Source organism: Marinovum sp. 2_MG-2023, assembly GCF_030548265.1.
GTDB lineage: Bacteria > Pseudomonadota > Alphaproteobacteria > Rhodobacterales > Rhodobacteraceae > Marinovum.
On the sequence record NZ_JAUOSD010000001.1, the window covers coordinates 564,131 to 582,182 of the forward strand.

The window sequence follows — 18,052 nt, forward strand, 5'->3', positions numbered from 1 at the left end:
CATGGAGAAGCGTCAGGATATCGTGCTCGGGCTGCTGTTTGCCGGCCTTGGCATTGCCGCGGCCTGGATGGCGACCGAATACACCGGGGCCAGCGGGAATTACCCGATGGTGCTTGGTCTGATCCTGGCGCTTCTTGGCGGGGCCGTCACGGTCAGGGCTGTGCGCTCTGGCCGGTCAGAGGCGCGGGCGCTGATCGAGGCACCCGCGAAGATGATCACCACGGCGGTGATCGCAACGCTCTATGTCGGGCTGGTGGTGCCGCTGGGGTTTTACACCGCCTCCTTCCTTTTGATGCTGGCGCTGCCGATGGCGCTGGGCTTTCGTCAGGCCGTCTATGCGCTGGTTGTGGCGCTGGTGTTCATGGTCTTGATCTACCTCGTTTTTACGGTGCTGCTGGAAAAGCCGCTGCCGCGCGAGGCCCTTCTGTCCTTCTTCGCGTCCGGAGCCTGACATGGAATTTTACACCAAAGCCTTTGTTCAGGTTCTGTCGTTTGGACCGCTGACGGCAATGATCGGTGCCACCCTGCTGGGCGTTTTCATCGGCGCGCTGCCGGGGTTGAACCCGGTGATGGCCATCGCGCTTCTGCTGCCGTTGACCTATTCGATGGATCCGCTGGTGGCGCTGGCCATGGTGGCGGGCATCTACAACGGGTCGATGTATGGCGGCGCGATCCCGGCGATCCTGCTGCGCATTCCCGGCACGCCGGCCTCTATCGCCACCACATTTGACGGCTTCCCGATGGCCGACAAGGGCGAGGCCGCCAAGGCGCTGAAAATCGCCTGCTGGTCGTCGGCCGTGGGCGGCATCGCCAGCGCCATCGCGCTGATGACCGTCGGGCCGCTGCTGGCACGGGTGACGCTGTTTTTTGGCCCTGCCGAATATTTCTGGATTGCGATTTTTGGCATGGCTTCGGTTGGTGTCATGGTCGGCTCTGACCCGGTCAAGGGCATCATGGCCGCCGTGCTGGGCCTGTTGATTGGCACGATGGGGATCGACAATCTCTCGGGGCAGGCGCGGTTCACGTTTGACCAGACCTGGCTGCTGGGTGGGCTCGACCTGATCGTGGTGCTGGTGGGGCTTTATGCCCTGCCGCCGGTGCTGCAATTGGCTGAAAAGGCCGATCTCAAAGGCCTGTCAGCCGCGCAGCTCAGGTTGAACGATGTGCCCTTCAAACCCGGTGAGCGTCGGGCGTTGATCCCGACCTGGCTGCGGGCTTCGGGCATTGGCATCGGTGTTGGCATCCTGCCAGGTGCGGGCGGCAATATCGCGGCATTCCTCAGCTACAACGCCGCCAAGAACGCCTCGGACGATCCGGCGAGCTTTGGCAAGGGCAACCCGCAGGGCGTGGCGGCGGCGGAATGCGGCAACAACGCCGACAATGCCGCCTCGATGATCCCGGCGCTGGCGCTTGGCATTCCGGGCAATGTCGTTGCGGCGCTGGTGCTCAGCGCGCTGACCATTCACGGGCTGCAACCCGGCCCGCAATTGTTCCATCAGAACCCGGTGCTGGTCGGTGGTTTCATGATGGAAATGCTTCTGACGTCGGTCTTGATCTTTGCGCTTGGCGGTGCCGTGGCGACCCGCGTCTTTGCCCAGTTTCAGCGCCTGCCGGGGGTGCTTCTGGTGCCTTCGATCCTGATCCTGATGTGTGTCGGCGTTTATGTCATCAACGGCCGCCCTGTTGATCTCTGGGTGATGCTGGCCGCCGGTCTTGCCGGGTATTTCCTGGAAAAGGTGAATGTGCCGCTGGCACCGGTCATCCTTGGCATGATCCTTGGCCCGATGGCGGAACAAAGCGTGCGCCGCGCCCTGTTGATCAGTCGCGGCGACGCCACCGAATTGCTGACGCGGCCGATCTCTGCGGCACTGGCGATTGCGACCGTGCTTGTGATCATCTGGCCGATCGCCAAGGCCATGCGCCGCCGGCGTGACGCCGGAAAAGCGTGAGCCAAAGCGCGTTTGCGGCCTTTCTCAGCGATGGTCGCAGCGCCGTTGGGCGGTCGTCAACCGGTATCAGACAGCCTGCGCTTGGCCCCCGATCAACATGACAAGCCCGATCAGCAGCAATGCGGCTGACACAGCACAGGCCGTGGTGCGGACCGAATTCCAGAAGGTCCAGCGCGGGACATAGGTTTGACGCCAATAGTCCAGTGTTGTCGCGTCGGTCATTTCCATCCCGGCCAACGCGGTGTTCATCGGCACGTTGAAGACGACAGTGACGCCGAAACAGCCCATCAGATAGCACAGACCGGCAAGCATGATCAGCGTGCCTGCCGCACCGGTCAGGGCAAAAGCGCCGTAGGCTGCAATGACCAGGGACACCCCGGTCATGCCCAGAAACAGCGCCATGAACACCCAGCGAAAGACCTCTCGGTTGATGCCTTGCATCGCCTCAACACCACTGTGGCCCCCGGCCATCGCCAGCGCGCGCATGATGAAATCGGAAAAGGCCAGAAAGACGCCGCCGACGAAGGCATAGGCGAGAACGGCGAACTGGATCAGAAGGAAGAAAACGGCAGACATCGAAAGCGCTCCTTTATGGCGATCTGGGCAGGTGACATCTGTCACCCGCCCGGTTGTGGGGATGGTTCAGGCCGCAGTTGGCCAGGCGCCGGCGGTCATTGCGGTCTGTGCGAAGGCGGCGAAGTCCCTTGGTTTGCGCCCCAGGGCACGCTCGACCCCGTCGGAGGTATAGGCGTTGCGCCCGTCCAGGGTTTCCCTTGCGATTGTGGTGAAAACGTCTGCGACGAAGCTGTCGCCAGCGGCTGCGACATTGGCGTGGAAGTCCTCAAAGCTGATGGGAACATGCTGGATCGGGCGGCCCAGGGTGGCGGTCAGGACCGCGGCCATGTCGGCAAAGCTCATCAAACGCGGGCCTGTCACCTCGTACCGCTCGCCCAGATGTCCGTCTTCGGTAAGGGCGGCAACGACCACATCGGCGATATCGTCAATGTCGATGATCGGCTCTGCGATGTCCCCGCCCGGCATGGGCAATACACCACCAAGGATCGGGTCGCGCAGATAACCTTCGGAGAAATTCTGCGCAAACCAGGCGGCGCGAACAATGGTAAACCCAAGACCGGAGTTGCGGATCACATCCTCGCCCAAGCTGGCGAAATGCTCGCCCCGACCTGACAGCAACACGATGTGCTGCAACCCAGCGCCCAGGGCGACCTCGGCAAAAGCCTCCAGCTTTTCGATGGCACCGGGGAAGGCCAGATCCGGGAAATAGGTGACATAGGCTTTGGCCACGCCGTCCAGGATCGGCGCCCATGTCGCCCGGTCTTCCCAGTCGAACGGGGTGTCCGAGCGGCGCGCGCCACGCCGAACCGCCAGACCTTTCGCTTCGAGTTTCGCGGCGACGCGCGATCCTGTTTTGCCGGTCGCGCCGATGACAAGAATGGGTTGGTTGGTCATGGTAATCTCCAATGTTGAGCAGAAGGCATTTTTTGGTGTGTTGGCGGGAAAGATCGCCCTGCGCCGGGCAATCCGTGGTCAAGCAAGCCAAGTGGCGGCCCAGCCCAGCGCGGTCAGGCAAAGTCGTGCGGACAGTTGAATTTGATGGGGCTGGACCCGCGATCCCCGACCGTGATGTCGCGCGCACTGCGGTGTCAGGCCCAGGCAGGGGGATCGCGCAGATCGGCTAGGCGCTTTCGCGGACCTGACCGACCAGGATTGACCAATCCATGCCCAGGGCACTGTAGACATCACCGGCCTGATCGCTTGCGTTGTCTGCGAGGATTTCGATCATCAGGCTTGCGCCATCCGCAACCACGACCCCGGCCTGCGTCAACCGCATCATTGCGGTTTCACGCTTTGTCATGTTGAACGTGCCGCTGGCATCCACGGCGATATAGGCCTCAAACCCCTCGCGCACGGCCCGCATCGCGGGAAATGCGGCGCAGACTTCGAGCGACAGACCAGCAAAGATCAGCTTGCTCCGCCCGGTGGCGCGAATGGCCGCTTCCACCCGGGGATCGTCCCATGCGTTCACCGTTGTCCGGTCGATGAATGTGTGCTCTGGCAGCGCCTCTTGCAGCTCTGGAATGGCGGGTCCCCACAATGTCCGTGACGAGGTGGTGGTGGTGACGATCGGCAGGCCGAGGGCCTTTGCCGCCTTGGCCAGACCGACGATATTGTGTTTGATATCCGCGATCGAATAGTCGCGGATGCCGGTCATCAGGCCGACCTGATTGTCGATAAACACGACAGCGGCATTGTCACGGGTCAGGGGCCCTGGATTATTCAGGTTGGTCATTGTCTTCTCCTTTCAAGGTTGGTCTTCAGGGGGGTGGTCAGTCAATTGATCCAAGGCGACCGGCGCGATAATCCGCCTCGACCGCGTCAAGCTCTGCCGTGGTGCCCATTGCAAACGGGCCGCGTTGGACAAAGGTCTGGCGCAGCGGGGGCGCACGGAACAGGACGGCATGTGCGCCTGTGTCTGAGGACACCGAAATGTCGGTGGCACCGGTAAATGCGATGGCCTTGCCGGCGGGCAGTTCGGCAGAGCGGGCGTTCCACGTCACGGTGGATGTGCCTTTGATGGCCAACACCCAGGCGTGATGGCCGCCGTCGCCGTGGTGTGTGAGCCGTCCCCCGGCCTGCATCTCTATGTCGAGCAAGGTCAACGCGATGTCCGGCTCGGTTGCCCCTGCGACACCGTCGCTTTCACCAAGGACAAGCCGCGCAGTGGCGTCTTTGCCCGGCAGCTTTGGAATGTCGCTGGCCGCAAGGTGAAAGGCCGACGGGGCGTCATGCCGGTTCCGGGCGGGCAGGTTGACGAAAACCTGCAAGGCATGGGTCCTGGCACCGGGGCGGGGGGCTTCGTTGTGAATGGCACCGCGCGCGGCCTTGAACCAATAGAGATCACCGGGCGCCAGATCGAGATCATTGCCAAGCGAGTCACGGTTGCGAAACGCGCCTGTGCTGTCCTCAAACATCACCGTCACCGCCGAAAGCCCGGCATGGGCATGTGTCCCGAAGGTGGGCTGGGTCATGACGAAGTGATCCACCATGATCAACGGATCCATCAGCCCCTGAAATTCAGCGTGCTGATAGCTTCGGGCCTCAAAACCGTCGCTGATCTTGATCTTGCGGCCGTCGCTTTGTGCATGGGGTTCGCAAGGAACGCCTGCAAGTTTGTCGATACGTTGGGTGTTCATGTCAAATTCTCGCTTTTGCTGAATTGATAATATGGGCGAGACAATTGATCGAAAATCGGTCAATATCGGAACCTATCGTTCCATTAATGGGACAATAAGGCGGGGATTGGCATGGACCTCAACGACGCGTTCTTTTTTGTTCAGGTTGTTGAAAAGGGCGGGTTTTCCGCCGCCGCGCGGTCGCTGAACATTCCGAAATCGCGGCTGAGCCGCCGCGTGCGACAGTTGGAGGATGACCTCGGCGTGCGTCTCTTGCAGCGCACATCGCGTGTCGTCACCTCGACCCGGATTGGCGAGGAATATTATCGCCACGCCCGCGACGCTTTGGCACGATTCGAGATCGCCGAAACCGCCGTCCGGCGCAAAACCAACACCATAGAGGGCAATGTCACAGTGTCCTGTTCCGTCGGGATGGCGCAGTTTGGCCTTGATCAGATCCTGCCGCGTTTTCTGCAGGACAATCCCGGCGTGACCGTGGAGCAGCGGGCGTCAAACCAGATGGAGGATCTGATCAAGGGCGGCATCGACATTGCCATCCGGGGGCATATGGACAGGCTGCCGGACTCGAGCTTGGTGCAGGTGCGACTGGCGCGGGTGGACTGGCATCTGTTTTGTTCACCTGACTATCGTGACACTTTGGATCTGGCGGGGGATCAGGCGGGGGATCCGGCCATGCTGGCCAATCACCCGGCCCTTGTCCTTGGCCGCCCCAGGGCAACACACCAATGGTTGCTGACGGGCGGCGATGGTCAAACGGCCTCGGTCCCGTGCCACGTGCGGTTTGCCAGTGACGATATGACAACGCTCAAAAACGCTGCGGCGCTTTCCTTGGGGATTGTTGCCCTGCCATGTTACGTGTGCCGACCAGAGGTGGCGGCCGGATCGCTTGTGCGTGTCTTGCCGGGCTGGACCGCGGGGCGGCCACAGATCAGCCTGTTGATGCCGTCGCGCAGGGGGTTGCTGCCGGCGTTTGAAGCATTCCTTGCCTATTTGAAACAGGAAATGCCGGTCGTTCTTGCGGGCGATCCAGAGGTCACCAGCGGATAGCCCGCCGGTGCGGTTTCGGAATGCGCCGCACCATGGCGCGCTGGGCGTCAGCAACATCGCCGTCCCATGTGATCCGGCCCATTTCCGCCTGACGGCAGGTCGAGAAGGCCGCAAAGGCGGTCAGGATATGCATTGGCATTGTGCGATTGTTCATCAGCGTGGCGTGTCCGAGATGTTCCATCCGGCGGTTCTGCTCGCCCGAGGTCGGGCGACGGGATCGCGGTTTGGACGTGCTGCTGAAACCCAATGTCGCGCAGACCATTTGCGCATCTTTCGCTTGTCGAATGGCCGGGTTTCACTGCCCCCCGCCTTGCGCCGGGTGTTCTGAACAAGGTATGCCTTCGACCCATCCCCGAGAGTGCACATCTCTGATGTTCACCATCGCATCTGCGCCGCTGCATTTCGTGTGACCAATCGGGGGTACAAGGGCCAATATGAGCAAAAACGGTATGACACGGAAATGACGGAAGACCCGACACACTCAAAAGTTTCAAGGGCTGCTCGCCTATCCGTCGCCCCGATGATGGATTGGACCTACAGTTTATAAGTTGTTGTTTTTAATTGCTAAAAAAAACACCTTTTGTCAAGTAGCAAACGAATAGCAAGATCGTCATATACTTCTCAAGTAAGGAGCGGCGGCCTCGTCGCAAGATTTCCAGCGGGCCTTCAAAAAAGGGAAGTAGCAGTATTGATACCGATTTGGTCAGGATGCGCGTTCGAGCCGCAGGGAAACCTTGTAGGAGGCGGTCTGTGTAATCACCACATAGTCACCTTCTTGTGCTCCTGACGCTGCAAAGAAGCGCCGTACCCAGCCGCGTCCTCGGAAGATGGACTTGGAGCCGTCGACATCGGTCAGAACTGGTTGTGGTCCGCCCCAGTCAATCTCAATCTGCCGTGGGGCTACATCAGATTTGTTTTTGCCGCCAATCGCGTCCTGTGGGAAGGCCTTCAAGAACTTTGAAAGATTGATGTGATTGTTCCGTACATTTCCACCTGTCAGGCGGCTGCGGCCAAGAACTCTAAACCTGCCTTCTGGCAAAGGTGGCATAGGACCATTTGCCGATCTGTTAGAGACGGGCTTCGCAATAGGGCGTTCCACGTCAGAGAGCTTTACGCTTTCTTGCAGTGATCGCGTTGGCTTTGGTATGACCGAACTGGATGAAGCTCCAGACTCATGGCGAAGACGGTTCAGTTCTCGTGTCTCCTCTGAGGAAAAAGCAACCCAAGTGACCGCGCCTGACTTATGTTGGTAGGGGACAGGGCGCTCCAAAGGAATGATGTCCGCGAGTTTCCATGGGATGACCCATTTTGCGACTTCACCGCGTCGGATCATATCCTCCGGAATTTGATGATGGTTGATATTTGCAATCATCTCTGACGGGATGAGCGCTTTTCCACAATCTACAAGGCGGGCAAGGCCAACGACATGGCCGCTGCCTTTTTGGATAAGGCCAAACCACCCGCGTATCGAGGTCGCTTGTGATCGCATCTCCCAATCTTTGCGACCTTCAAGAATGAGACCGATCCAGGGATCGGCGATGATAAGTCCGCGGGTTACATCCATTTTTGTGTCTGTTTGCATATTCATAATATTTCGTAAGTCCCCTCTGAATTAGGGGAGATAGGGGGCAAGCTGTCACGATTGAACTGTTCGACCATAATGTCTGCGATGGCTGCATGTTGGCCACGGTTCGGCTGTGCCACTGCCTGCGTGAGGCCGGTCACATCTGCTTTGTTGTCTCCCATAGGCCAAAGCGCCTGTTCTGCCAGCCGCCGTTTGCGTTGCATCAGGCTCTGAAGTAGGCTGTCAAAGCTTTGAGCACCCAGTTCCGGGTGCAGTGCCATGGGGATATGAATGGAAACGGGCTGCGTTTGACCGATGCGGTGAACGCGGTCGTTACATTGCTCTTCGACCGCAGGATTCCACCAGCGGGATAGGTGAATGACATGGGTTGCGGCTGTCAGGGTCAACCCTGTGCCCGCTGACTTTGGGCCGAGGATCAACATATCGAAACCGCCATCTGTCTTCAGATGTTGTTGAAAGCGGTTCACGATGTCTTGCCGGCGAGGGATCGGGGTATCGCCATTGATCACGTCAATTTTCTCAAGACCAAACATGTGACGCACGATTTCACCAAAACGGAACTGCAGGTCCCGGTGTTCGATGAAAACCAACACACGCTCATTTGCTTGTTTGATCTTGCGCAGGATGTCGATGACAGCGTCGAGACGTGCGCTCTTTGCGATAAACTGGTCAGGTGGTGTGGCTTCCGTGTCACCAGGATGCACCGAAACTGATCGGATATGGTGCAGCATTTTCAACGCGGCTCCGGGGCCTCCATTGGCCAGTTTCAGTTGCGCCAGGTCATATGCATCTGCCTGAATCTTGGGCATCAGGCGTGGGTGCAGGTAGCGCCGTTTAACGGGCAGGTCTCGCGCGACTTCTTCTTTCAACCGGCGCACTCCAAGGGGAGGCATCGAGCCGCGAGCCTTAAAAACTCTTGCGTGTAATTCGGCCATGTTTTCAGCATCGGGCGCGGCATAGCGCTCGCGAAACTCAACGCCAGAGCCAAGGCACCCAGGCGCGATTCGATCCATGATGGTCCATAGATCAATGGCGGCGTTTTCAATTGGTGTACCGGTCAGGCCAATTCGGAAGTCGGCATTCATCGCCTCAACGGCTTTTGAGGCAAGCGTTGAGCGGTTCTTGATATTCTGAATTTCATCCATGACGATGGCGGAAAAAGGAATCTTGCCCAAGGAATGCTGATAGTTTGCAAGTGTCGTGTAGGTGGTGAGCAGCCAGTATCGGTGGGCGCGACCATCGTCAAAGGCCTCATCCAACCAATCGAGATCCAGAAGTGGCAGGCCTGATTGTGTTTCTGTTCCCTGCGCATCACAGCGTTTTTGAGACCCCAGTGACCCGCCATAAAGACGGATCAGGGAGCCGAAACCACGTCCTTCAACATGGTGTTCAACCTCCTGTTCCCAGTTGCGCAAAAGCGAGGTAGGCGCCACAATTAGAACTGGCCCACGGTTCGCCGCATCTGGTTGTTTCATGTGCTCTTTCAGCCAAGTCAGAAAGGCAATCGTCTGAAGCGTCTTACCCAGGCCTTGTTCATCCGCATTCAGGATCCCGGGCAACCCTGCTTGCCAAGCCTTTTGTGCCCAATCGAAACTTTCCAATTGGTGTTGATGCAGGGGTGTGCGGATCGAGCTGGGTAATTTCGGCGGAACGGTTGCAAAACGCGGTGCAAATTTGGCTTCCCACGAAAGGTCGTCATAATTGTCGAGCGTATCAAGGATGATCGGGCCATCGGTTTCCGGGGCTGCTTCGGGATTCTCAGCCGGAGCGTCCTGTGCTTCGCGGTGTTCGATTTCGCCATTTATCGCTGCAAGACGGGCTGGCGTGATCTGCACAGTTTCGCCAGCGATCTCTGCCGGTATATCCTTGCCGGTTTCCAACACATCGACCATGTGATCGCGCAAGTCATTTAGTTCTGCGGTGGGCAGGGCCTTGATTGCTTCGGCTAAATGTTTAGCAAAGGCTTCGGGCAACCAAGTGGTTCCGCTGCTCTCAATCTGATCCTGCGAGCGCTGATAGATCACTACACCTGTCACCCGTTCAGAATACTCGCGGCTCTCAATCAGCGCAGGGCCAGCAATCTGTTCAACCATTTCTTCTTGCGCCGCAGCATCAAGGTTCTTGAAACCCTCGGTCTGTTCAAGGTGGCGGTTCACCGCTTCTGTGATGAACGCACGCGGATTTTCGATGAAAGCCTGCCGTTCTTCACGCGGTGCATTCTGCACGCGAACCATCTCTTCCAGAACTGGGGCGGAGCCTTTGTCGATCACCAGGTAGGAATTGTTGCCAAGTTGGTAAGCCGACCTGGCACCACGGGCATGCAAGCGGTGTTGAAATACTGCCAAAGCTTCGCCGGTGAGCTCAGCGTTCTGCTCAGAGATATCATCATCCGAGAGCCCCGCATCGTCGAGCTGTTTTGTGGAATAAGGCACGATTTCAAATTGGCCTAAGGAGGGATCAGGAGACACTGAAAACCTGTCCGCGATGCGCACCTCAAGTCCCCGCAGAAAGGCTGTCATAGAAAGGCCTGCCATTTCCTTGTTGGCGGGCATTTCGCTTTCAATAACGTCTTCGGGTTCAATAGCGCGGCGAAAATCGGCCAGCGCCCGCCAGTGCTGTTCAACGGGCTGCGTCGCATCAAATGTATCAGCCAGATCCAGAGCGCGCTTCATCCAAAGGGGGAGGCGGCGTGGTCCATTTGACGTGTGCAAAATTGCGCCGGTTCTTTTGGGGATTTCGCGCCGGCCCTCACGAGACCATTCATAGTGAAGCCGAAAATCAGGTCGTCCCAATACGCCTGTCACATCGGTTTTCAGCATCAGATCCACAGTTGCAGGAAGGCCGAGGGCCTCGGCAGACGGTGCAGAAAGTTGGGCCGCAGCATCATGGGAGATGCGCAGGTGATCGTCTGCGATTTCAACATCTTCTGGGTGCGCGTCCTCCCAAGCACGCAAATCACCTATCGCAAACAGAAGGTTGCGATCTTCGGGGGCAAGATCTGTAAAGCTGCGTGCGGTTGGTGCTGAGATCAAGCGTGAAAGGATGCCGTGTTTCTGCTCCGGAAAGCGGATCTCGATGTTGTTATCAGAGATTCTTTGCAGGGGGGCATTAGACATGTTTTAGAACCCATTCTTTCCAGCGCGGGATAGGGTGATGCGATCGTGAATTTGTAGCGGCATGCATGATCCTGTCGCAGTAGTAAGGCTGAAAGTTTTCGTATAATTTTGGTGCCTTAGGGTCATCTATCCGAAATATATGCGTTCTGTAGTTATGGCATCCGTCGACCACGATCTTGTTGCCAATCCTCATGATCAAGAGGGAAGTATTTCCCCCTCGGTCCATTTGGCGGCCGAAGCGGGTATTCATGCTCGCATCTCCTTGCCGTATAAGGTTTTGCTGAGCATAGCGACGTGCTGCCGATCCAAAAGCCACCCATGCCTCATCGATCATTTTGTCATCGAATAGCTGTAACCAAAAATCTCGGCGAGGGGGCCACATATGATTATTCTGAGTTGCCGTAACCATATTACAGAAGAACTTCATGTCCTGATGGGTCAACCATCGTAACAGAATGGCGCGCAGCTCCGGGTCAAAGCCAGACCAAATGCCTCCAGTATGCAGGCGCGGGTCATTCCATGCGGCGATGATTGCTTCGCTTAGTTCATTGCGCAGGGCATCGGGGGGCGTTTTTGTGCGCCAGACTGACAATAGGGCCTCAACCGCAGGACCGGCACCTGCTTGCAGTACTGGCCCATTTTGCGGGGTCAGCCAGTTAAAAAGTTTATGACGGGCTGAAGTATTTGCGAGATCGGGCGCAAGAGATTTCACAAAGAGCTTTTGTGCGGCTTTGGCCAGACCAGAGGTGTGGGGACTGCTCAATCCGATGGATTGAAGTTTGGCATATGCATCGTCTGTTTCAAGCATGAGTTGCGCCAAACCTCTCGGCGCAGCATCAGGTGTGAATACTTGGGGTAGGGCAGTTATTAACTTCCGATGCCGCCCTCCCAAGTCGCTGCCGCGGGCAGACAGGGTTCTTGCAAGATCGCGGGTGTGGTCTGCGCCAACCGTGAAACTGTCCAGATAGACACCCACCATGCCGTCAAGAAAGGCCCCTGGTTCACGAGTGGCGATTTCATCGAAGTAAAATTCACGCACGTCGCTTAGGTCGGGCCGATTGCAGCGTTCCTTGTCAAAGACAGCAACCGCAGCCGAGATTACCCTCTGGGTGGTAATGTTTTCCCAGTTCCACTCAGAGACACGCAATCGCATATTTTTGGCCAGCTTTTCGCGATCCCGATCCTCCGGGGTTCGAACAGCATCGGGCCAGCGGTTCAGGATGTTGTCGACGGAGCGCTTGATCTGACCGAGCGGTGGCAGGGCTCGTGTGCGGAAAGATTGGCCTCGTTGCAGTAAGGCTCGCGTCGATTCGCGGGGGCGGTTTGTCTCAGGGGCGTTCATGGCTGGAGCACGACGTTTTCCAGCGCCTCTCGTACTACTTCTATCCCGTCGGTATCCTGTGGCGTCACCATAATAAAGCGAAGGTCAATCCGGCGGTTGGTTGCCCGGCCTTCCTGTGTGTCGTTGGGCGCGACAGGGCGATCGGGCCCATATGCGGCGACTGAAAGAACGGGCTGACTCTTCAGGTTTAGGTGCTCCATAACCCCCTGGGCTGCTTGTGTCATGGCGAAGAAAGTGTTGTTGGCGCGTGCCGCTGACAGCGTACGGTTTAGCCGATCTGTTCCAACATTGTCAGTATGACCTTCAATTTGGACGGCCTCAATCATAACAAATCCGGAGTTACATGTGCGATCAAATTGCGATGCTTGACCAATTGTAAAACAGGGCAGTACCTCATTCAGCCGCTGCGCGAGCCGGGCGACGATTTCGCGTCTATCGCGGGCCAAATCTGACCGGCCGGAGGCAAAAAGGCCCTCCCCCTGAAAGCGCAACGCGTCGGATTCTTCGCTCAATTCGACTTGTAAGTCAGGGAAATCAGCCTTGATTGCGTCCCGTAGTTGCGTCAGCACCTTACGCCTCGTCTGAGTTACCTGCGCCAGATATGCCTCAAGTGGGTCAATCTGTTTTAATTCGGCAAGCTCCTGCCGGAGTTGATCGATCTCGGCATCTTTTTGCTCAATCTCTGCGATCAACTGCCGGAGACGCTCTTCGAGGTTTTTGATCCGCGTTTCTGCGGTTGTGAGGTTGGCGGACAGCTGCAGGACCAGAGCCTCCAATTGCCTTTTTTCCCGCAAGAGCTTTGCGAGCTGTGCATCAAGCCGTTCAATGGTTTGTTCGCGTGTTTCGGCTATCTGTTGCCAGCTATCTCGCGCTTCAACAACTCGGTCGTATTCAATCTTTGAAACCGCATCTGGATCGCCGGCCTGGCTTGCGAAAAATGCAAGCAAAATCATCATGATGAATAGGAACCCGACCGTCATGTCGGTCATTGATACGAAGGCGCTTTCTTCTTCCTCTTCGTGACGTATGCGCTTTGCCTGCGCTCTCATGTTCGACGCTGCCGCTGTGCAGGAAGGAAGGCTTCGGCTTGTTCAACGACACTCTTGAGGGTGTCCAGTCCAGGAGCAAGGGCATCACGCATTTGCCCAACGTGATCTTGCGCCGACCCGAGAGCAGCTTCCAGTTGCGAATTGTACTCTGTCAGCGCACGGCCAAGCATTTCATCGATTTGGTCAAGCTTCTCTGCTTCGCTGGAAAGCTGTGACATTGCGGCATGTGTCGCCTCAAGTGCGCGGCGGATACCTTCCCGTTCGTTCCCAAGGGCGGTCTGGGCAGTATCCAGAACATGTGTGGCATTTTCAGCGACGGAAGCTGAGTTTTGCATCAGCGTCTCTGAGACAGTTTCAACCAGGTCACCAACCCTCCGCAGGGTTGTTTCTACGCGTTCTTGTGAAGCACGGATCGGATCGACCGCAGACACGAGGCTTTGGCTTGCACTGCGGAACCCTTCGGATGCGCCGTGTATCGCGTCTGCGCCCGTGTTCATGCCCTGCGCCGCACTTTGGGCACCGGCCGCTCCGCGCTGTACTGCTTCGGCCATGGTCTCCAGCCGTGTGCTGATCGTATCGAGCCGCGACAAAAGTTCTTCGCCTATGACACCACCCATTTCGGAACCAAGCTTTGCAATATCCGTGCTGGTCTGATGAAAGCTGTCCACCAAGCTTTTGCTGACGCCTTCAATTGCTTGACCAGCCTCTGCGCTGGTTTGAGCCATGCGGTCTCGCGCGGCCTGGCTGCTTTCTTCGCTGGCGCTGGCCAAGGTGTCGCGGAATCCTTCGGCGGCGGCCCGCATTTGTTCAGCGGCAGTGCGCATAGCTTCCGCTCCCTGACCGGTGTTGTCGCGTATGCCTTCCAACGTGTCATTCATGACGGAAAGCAGGCGATCTGCCCCTTCGTTCATGGCTTCCGATGCGGTGCGCCCGCTGGCAGCCACTTCGCTGCGCATTTCGGCCATCGCGCGTGCCATCTGATCCAGCGCATCCTTCAGCCCGTCGCCAGCCTGAGTGTTAGTTGAGCTCATTCTATCGACCATCAAACCTATGCGGTCGGTCGCCTCACCCAAAGACTCACTCGCGCGGGTCAACGCGTTCCCGACAGAGTGGGAGAGCTGTTGAGAGAGATCTCCGACCATTCCTTCCATGCTGCTTGTGCCCATGGAGGTGACACGGTCAAAAATTGGGTCCATCCTGTCCGCGATAGCACTTGTGATTTGTTCCGGCAGAGCCTCAAGGGGCTTTTGAAGTTCCGCGACCATTCCCATGCCGATCTCGCGCAAATGTTCGCGTTGTTCGGTTGCTGCGCGCAGCTGACGAAATCCGATGTCCTCCAAGCTGACGAACACGAGACGTCGTTCTATACCGATACAAAGGCGATGCAGGGCTGCATCCATCTTGTTTTGACGTGCGCGAAGCAGGAACGTGAATAAGATCGAGCAGAACAGGCCCACAAGCGACATAACAAACTTAGCAGAGGCAATTTGCATAAAGTCCTGCATCGCCCTATCCATTCCACCTGTCCCGGCGTTCATTGATTGCGAAAACTGGTGCAAGGCCGCAACGAGACCTAAGAATGTCAGCAGCAAACCAGCTGAGACCAATGTATTCGGTAATATGCGGAAAACCCCCGGACCAAACCCCAAGTCATCGACGTTTAGGAATGATGCTGGGCGGATCGAGTTACGCAGCCTCAGGGGGCCGTCTACATCATCGTGTACGATGGTTTCATTAAACTCGTCGAAAGCTTCCCAAACCGTTTCCCGTGGGCCTTTTCTCCGATAGTCATTTCGGAGTTCATGGATGAGTTCCGAGTGACCATCGGCAAATTCTGGAATGCTCTCAAAAGCTCTGACTTTTTGGTCCAGCAATGTAATGGCGCCTAATTGGCGGCTCGATCGAATAAAGTACAAAATCGCAAATATGATGGTGGCAAAAATGATCACACCTGCAATCTGACCAGGGCGGCTGTCGGAGAGAGTCAGCGCCTCTGCAACAGAGATGATACCATTCTTGAGGAAAAGGCCCAATTGTTCGCTAAATGTTTGAAACACCAAATTTTTCCTCAAATATTTTATAAGCCTTAGCCCAAGCTTTGATGCTATTTTCCATCAAAGGTTACTTCAAGGGTGTAGTGCTTTGTCTTGAATAATAAATTTGGCGAAGCAGCCCATGCTACGGTTTGCTGAAAAGGTAGCGAGCACAACGACCATGATTGCGACGAAAGAACCTATGGCAAAAGTGCATCTCAAGCAGGTCACTGGCGGAAGCCCTAAACATCTCTGCCAGGGGGGCTCACGTTGCCATGAAGTACGACTGATCTGACCGCTCAATGGCAGCTACCAGATCGCTGATGGATTCGAGATATGTGGAAGGGGAATATGACGCATGATCATCGGTCCCAAGAATCTGGCTCAGGATTGCCTGTGTGCCCGACATATCGGTCGAAGCCCCAAAAGCAAAACCCTCCATCGCACAGGCGTAATTCAATGATTTGGCGTACATCCAACTTGCCAGTCTTTCCTCATTCTGGATATTGCTGCGAAAGCCGCTTTTGAGGACGATCTCGCCACGGGCGATTTGGAAGCCGCGCCAGAAAGATTCGCCTTTGTTCATGTTTAATTGAAGTTCTTGGCGTGAGGGAACGCTATACAGGCGACCGATGTGATACATGTCAGCATATTCGTCCAATGCGATAGCAAGATGCATGCCGCGAACAGCTTCGATTTCGGTGTCATTGAGGCCCATGGCCGTAGATTTTGCCTTAACCTCTGACAACGCGGTGGGCCCAACGTGCAGGTGGAAAAGCATATCGGGGTTTTCTTTTGCCAGATCTGCGAGCTTGTTCCTGTCGTGCGTGTTTTCATGAAGACTCACGGCGGCGTAAGGTCCAAAATCAAAATGCTTCGCCCTAAGCGTATCATATTTGGCCTTATGTACAATGGTTTATGCTAAATGATCGCGCTTCAGAAGTTTAGTAATGTAAATGGCTTAGTGTCAAAAATATGGGCAGACGCTTATATGAACTTTCACCGATTGCTCGGCGCCACAGCTACGGTGAGGATGACAAGAAGTGATCCGACTCATAGAACCCTTCGGGCTTTTTGCGCGTAACCATTCCATGTATTTATCGTGATGGGCTCGACTTGGTTCGCTGTGCTGTGTGACAGCTTTCCTTCGTTAATCAAGCTCAGGATGTCCCGCGGACACTTTGCGGTGAGATTGAGACGTTCAACAGTGAGCCATATCCGGTCCAAGGCATTTTGGGTCGGGCGGTCGACTTTGCCATAGATGGTTTGCAACCATCCGGGAAGTTCGGTTGAGCGGCGCTTCTGCCTATTGGTCGGGGGAAGTTTGAGATCGCCCTGAAGGAGGCCTGAGGCCCGTACTGCTGGTTTTTTCGACAGCCTAACAAGGAAAAGGAAAATTCCGCGGATTTCGGCTTCGTTTTGCTGTGTCAAGTCGGTGAGTTGTTGCTCGATCCATTTGTTGTTCAACTCTACCGGGCTCAAATCACCTTCTTTGGCAAGTGCCTTTACCCGTCCCAAAGAGGGTGATGTCTTTGCCATTTCGACGTCCGCGAGCACTTGTAAGGCTGACCAGGGGTCAAGATCGGGCCGATAAAATCCGATTGCACGCTTGAATGCGGCGATAAGGCGCATGTGATTGTTCCTTGCGTTACCGGGGATCCGATCCTTGATCTCGTCAGGGACCTCAGACCAGTCATCCGAGAGTACCATGCTGAAGGTTCTGACAGGGTGGTCAAGATCCCCCAAAAGGCGTTCCAAAATCCGGAAGTCTATTGCCCGGTGCTGCCGATCGGCGATACAGGGGGTGCCGGTCCTTGTCGCGGCACAGAGCGCATTTTCAATATCGTGAAATGTCTCTACCGTTTTAAGATGACCTGAAATGGCTGAGGCGTTTTTTGCCAGCTCAGGTGGTTGTTTTTGTTCAATGACTTGTGTTGGATGTTTCATTTCAAAAGAGGTCCGATATGTCGTCTGGTGAAAGGTTTGCTGCGCGGGACGAAAAGGCATCTGAGGCCTTTGATGCCGAAATCTTCTTGGTGTGCTCATCACGGCATTTGAAAAGGTGGCGGTGACCGCGGTGGCCTATGGCATCTCTTCCGTATGCAAGACCAGGTTCGCCAAGATCGGCGAGGAAGGTTTGCAGCAATGTGCGCGCCAAATGACTTGATGATCCGATGGCTTCATTCCAGGCTCGCCCGAACCACCCGTAAGCGACAGGTTCACCGTCGTATCGCATGAACATCGGGCGCCGTTGTGCAATCGCTTGTTCGCGGATCTGTGGCAGGTAGCGCGCATCGTTATCGCCCAGAAGCAATGCATTGAAGAACGTGTTGAAGCTGGGCTGGAAGCCAATTTTTCAGCTCATGGCCGACCTTTGATTGGTTATAATCGAACGCATAGCTGTTTGTGTCAGCGCGATAGAACACGCCGTGCCCCCAGAACATACGATCAACCACATCGCGGGCACGCGGCGGGCAAGCAACGGTGATACCGAGGGCACAGGCCTTCAAGCGCCGTTGGTGTCGGTGAGAAGGGTTGGCGGTGGCATTGGCGTCTTCGAGCTGAATGCGAGCATTTTCCAGTGTAACAGGTAGGGTAGGGGCTTTGCGATTGACCTGCCCCCTGCTGGTCCCTCATTCATAATGAGAGTCTGCAGGTTGAATCTGGGTATTCGGCTTCCGCGTCTGACGCAAGCGCGCCGGGCGCGGAGTCTTCA

Annotated in this window: 15 protein-coding genes; 3 read left to right on the forward strand and 12 right to left on the reverse strand. The window is 56.5% G+C overall.

Features of this window, described 5'->3' with window-relative positions; all coding sequences use genetic code 11:
• Position 1 precedes the first annotated feature (1 nt).
• Positions 2-451, forward strand: a complete 450-nt coding sequence (locus Q4577_RS02815) for a tripartite tricarboxylate transporter TctB family protein (protein WP_303466628.1) — start codon at positions 2-4, stop codon at positions 449-451.
• Between the two features lies 1 nt (position 452).
• Complete coding sequence (locus tag Q4577_RS02820) at positions 453-1,949, forward strand: tripartite tricarboxylate transporter permease (RefSeq protein ID WP_303466627.1); 1,497 nt, start codon at positions 453-455, stop codon at positions 1,947-1,949.
• A 66-nt stretch (positions 1,950-2,015) separates the two neighbouring features.
• On the opposite strand, the gene Q4577_RS02825 is transcribed toward Q4577_RS02820, so the two are convergent.
• The 4 genes from Q4577_RS02825 to Q4577_RS02840 all read right to left on the reverse strand — a co-directional run bounded on the left by Q4577_RS02825 (position 2,016) and on the right by Q4577_RS02840 (position 5,164).
• Positions 2,016-2,525, reverse strand: a complete 510-nt coding sequence (locus tag Q4577_RS02825) for a DUF1772 domain-containing protein (RefSeq protein ID WP_303466626.1) — start codon at positions 2,523-2,525, stop codon at positions 2,016-2,018.
• A 66-nt stretch (positions 2,526-2,591) separates the two neighbouring features.
• On the reverse strand, positions 2,592-3,419 hold the full coding sequence (locus Q4577_RS02830; protein WP_303466625.1) for an NmrA family NAD(P)-binding protein: 828 nt from the start codon (positions 3,417-3,419) through the stop codon (positions 2,592-2,594).
• 226 nt (positions 3,420-3,645) lie between these two features.
• Entirely contained in the window at positions 3,646-4,260 is a 615-nt protein-coding gene (locus tag Q4577_RS02835; RefSeq protein WP_303466624.1) for an isochorismatase family protein, read from the reverse strand.
• Between the two features lie 37 nt (positions 4,261-4,297).
• Positions 4,298-5,164 (reverse strand): pirin family protein, encoded by an 867-nt coding sequence (locus tag Q4577_RS02840; protein ID WP_303466623.1) that lies wholly within the window; start codon positions 5,162-5,164, stop codon positions 4,298-4,300.
• Positions 5,165-5,275: 111 nt separating this feature from the next.
• Between Q4577_RS02840 and Q4577_RS02845 the strand changes: the two genes are divergently transcribed.
• On the forward strand, positions 5,276-6,211 hold the full coding sequence (locus tag Q4577_RS02845) for a LysR substrate-binding domain-containing protein (RefSeq protein WP_303466621.1): 936 nt from the start codon (positions 5,276-5,278) through the stop codon (positions 6,209-6,211).
• On the opposite strand, the gene Q4577_RS02850 is transcribed toward Q4577_RS02845, so the two are convergent.
• The 8 genes from Q4577_RS02850 to Q4577_RS02885 all read right to left on the reverse strand — a co-directional run bounded on the left by Q4577_RS02850 (position 6,198) and on the right by Q4577_RS02885 (position 17,283).
• Positions 6,198-6,392, reverse strand: a complete 195-nt coding sequence (locus tag Q4577_RS02850; RefSeq protein ID WP_303567587.1) for a hypothetical protein — start codon at positions 6,390-6,392, stop codon at positions 6,198-6,200. The two genes, Q4577_RS02845 and Q4577_RS02850, sit on opposite strands and share 14 nt — an antisense overlap.
• Positions 6,393-6,914: 522 nt before the next feature.
• Positions 6,915-7,799, reverse strand: a complete 885-nt coding sequence (locus tag Q4577_RS02855) for a hypothetical protein (RefSeq protein ID WP_303466619.1) — start codon at positions 7,797-7,799, stop codon at positions 6,915-6,917.
• On the reverse strand, positions 7,796-10,912 hold the full coding sequence (locus Q4577_RS02860) for a DEAD/DEAH box helicase (protein WP_303466617.1): 3,117 nt from the start codon (positions 10,910-10,912) through the stop codon (positions 7,796-7,798). Before Q4577_RS02860 ends, Q4577_RS02855 begins: the two co-directional genes overlap by 4 nt.
• Entirely contained in the window at positions 10,905-12,254 is a 1,350-nt protein-coding gene (locus Q4577_RS02865; protein WP_303466616.1) for an EH signature domain-containing protein, read from the reverse strand. The genes Q4577_RS02860 and Q4577_RS02865 overlap by 8 nt, the downstream gene beginning before the upstream one ends.
• A complete protein-coding gene (locus tag Q4577_RS02870; RefSeq protein ID WP_303567589.1) occupies positions 12,251-13,303 on the reverse strand; it encodes a flagellar motor protein MotB in 1,053 nt (350 codons plus the stop codon). Before Q4577_RS02870 ends, Q4577_RS02865 begins: the two co-directional genes overlap by 4 nt.
• Complete coding sequence (locus Q4577_RS02875; protein WP_303466614.1) at positions 13,300-15,360, reverse strand: hypothetical protein; 2,061 nt, start codon at positions 15,358-15,360, stop codon at positions 13,300-13,302. The genes Q4577_RS02870 and Q4577_RS02875 overlap by 4 nt, the downstream gene beginning before the upstream one ends.
• A gap of 241 nt (positions 15,361-15,601) precedes the next feature.
• Positions 15,602-16,183 (reverse strand): hypothetical protein, encoded by a 582-nt coding sequence (locus Q4577_RS02880; protein ID WP_303466613.1) that lies wholly within the window; start codon positions 16,181-16,183, stop codon positions 15,602-15,604.
• 206 nt (positions 16,184-16,389) lie between these two features.
• The gene (locus Q4577_RS02885; protein ID WP_303466612.1) at positions 16,390-17,283 is read right to left on the reverse strand and encodes a hypothetical protein; all 894 of its coding nucleotides are present in this window, start codon (positions 17,281-17,283) and stop codon (positions 16,390-16,392) included.
• Positions 17,284-18,052 lie beyond the last annotated feature (769 nt).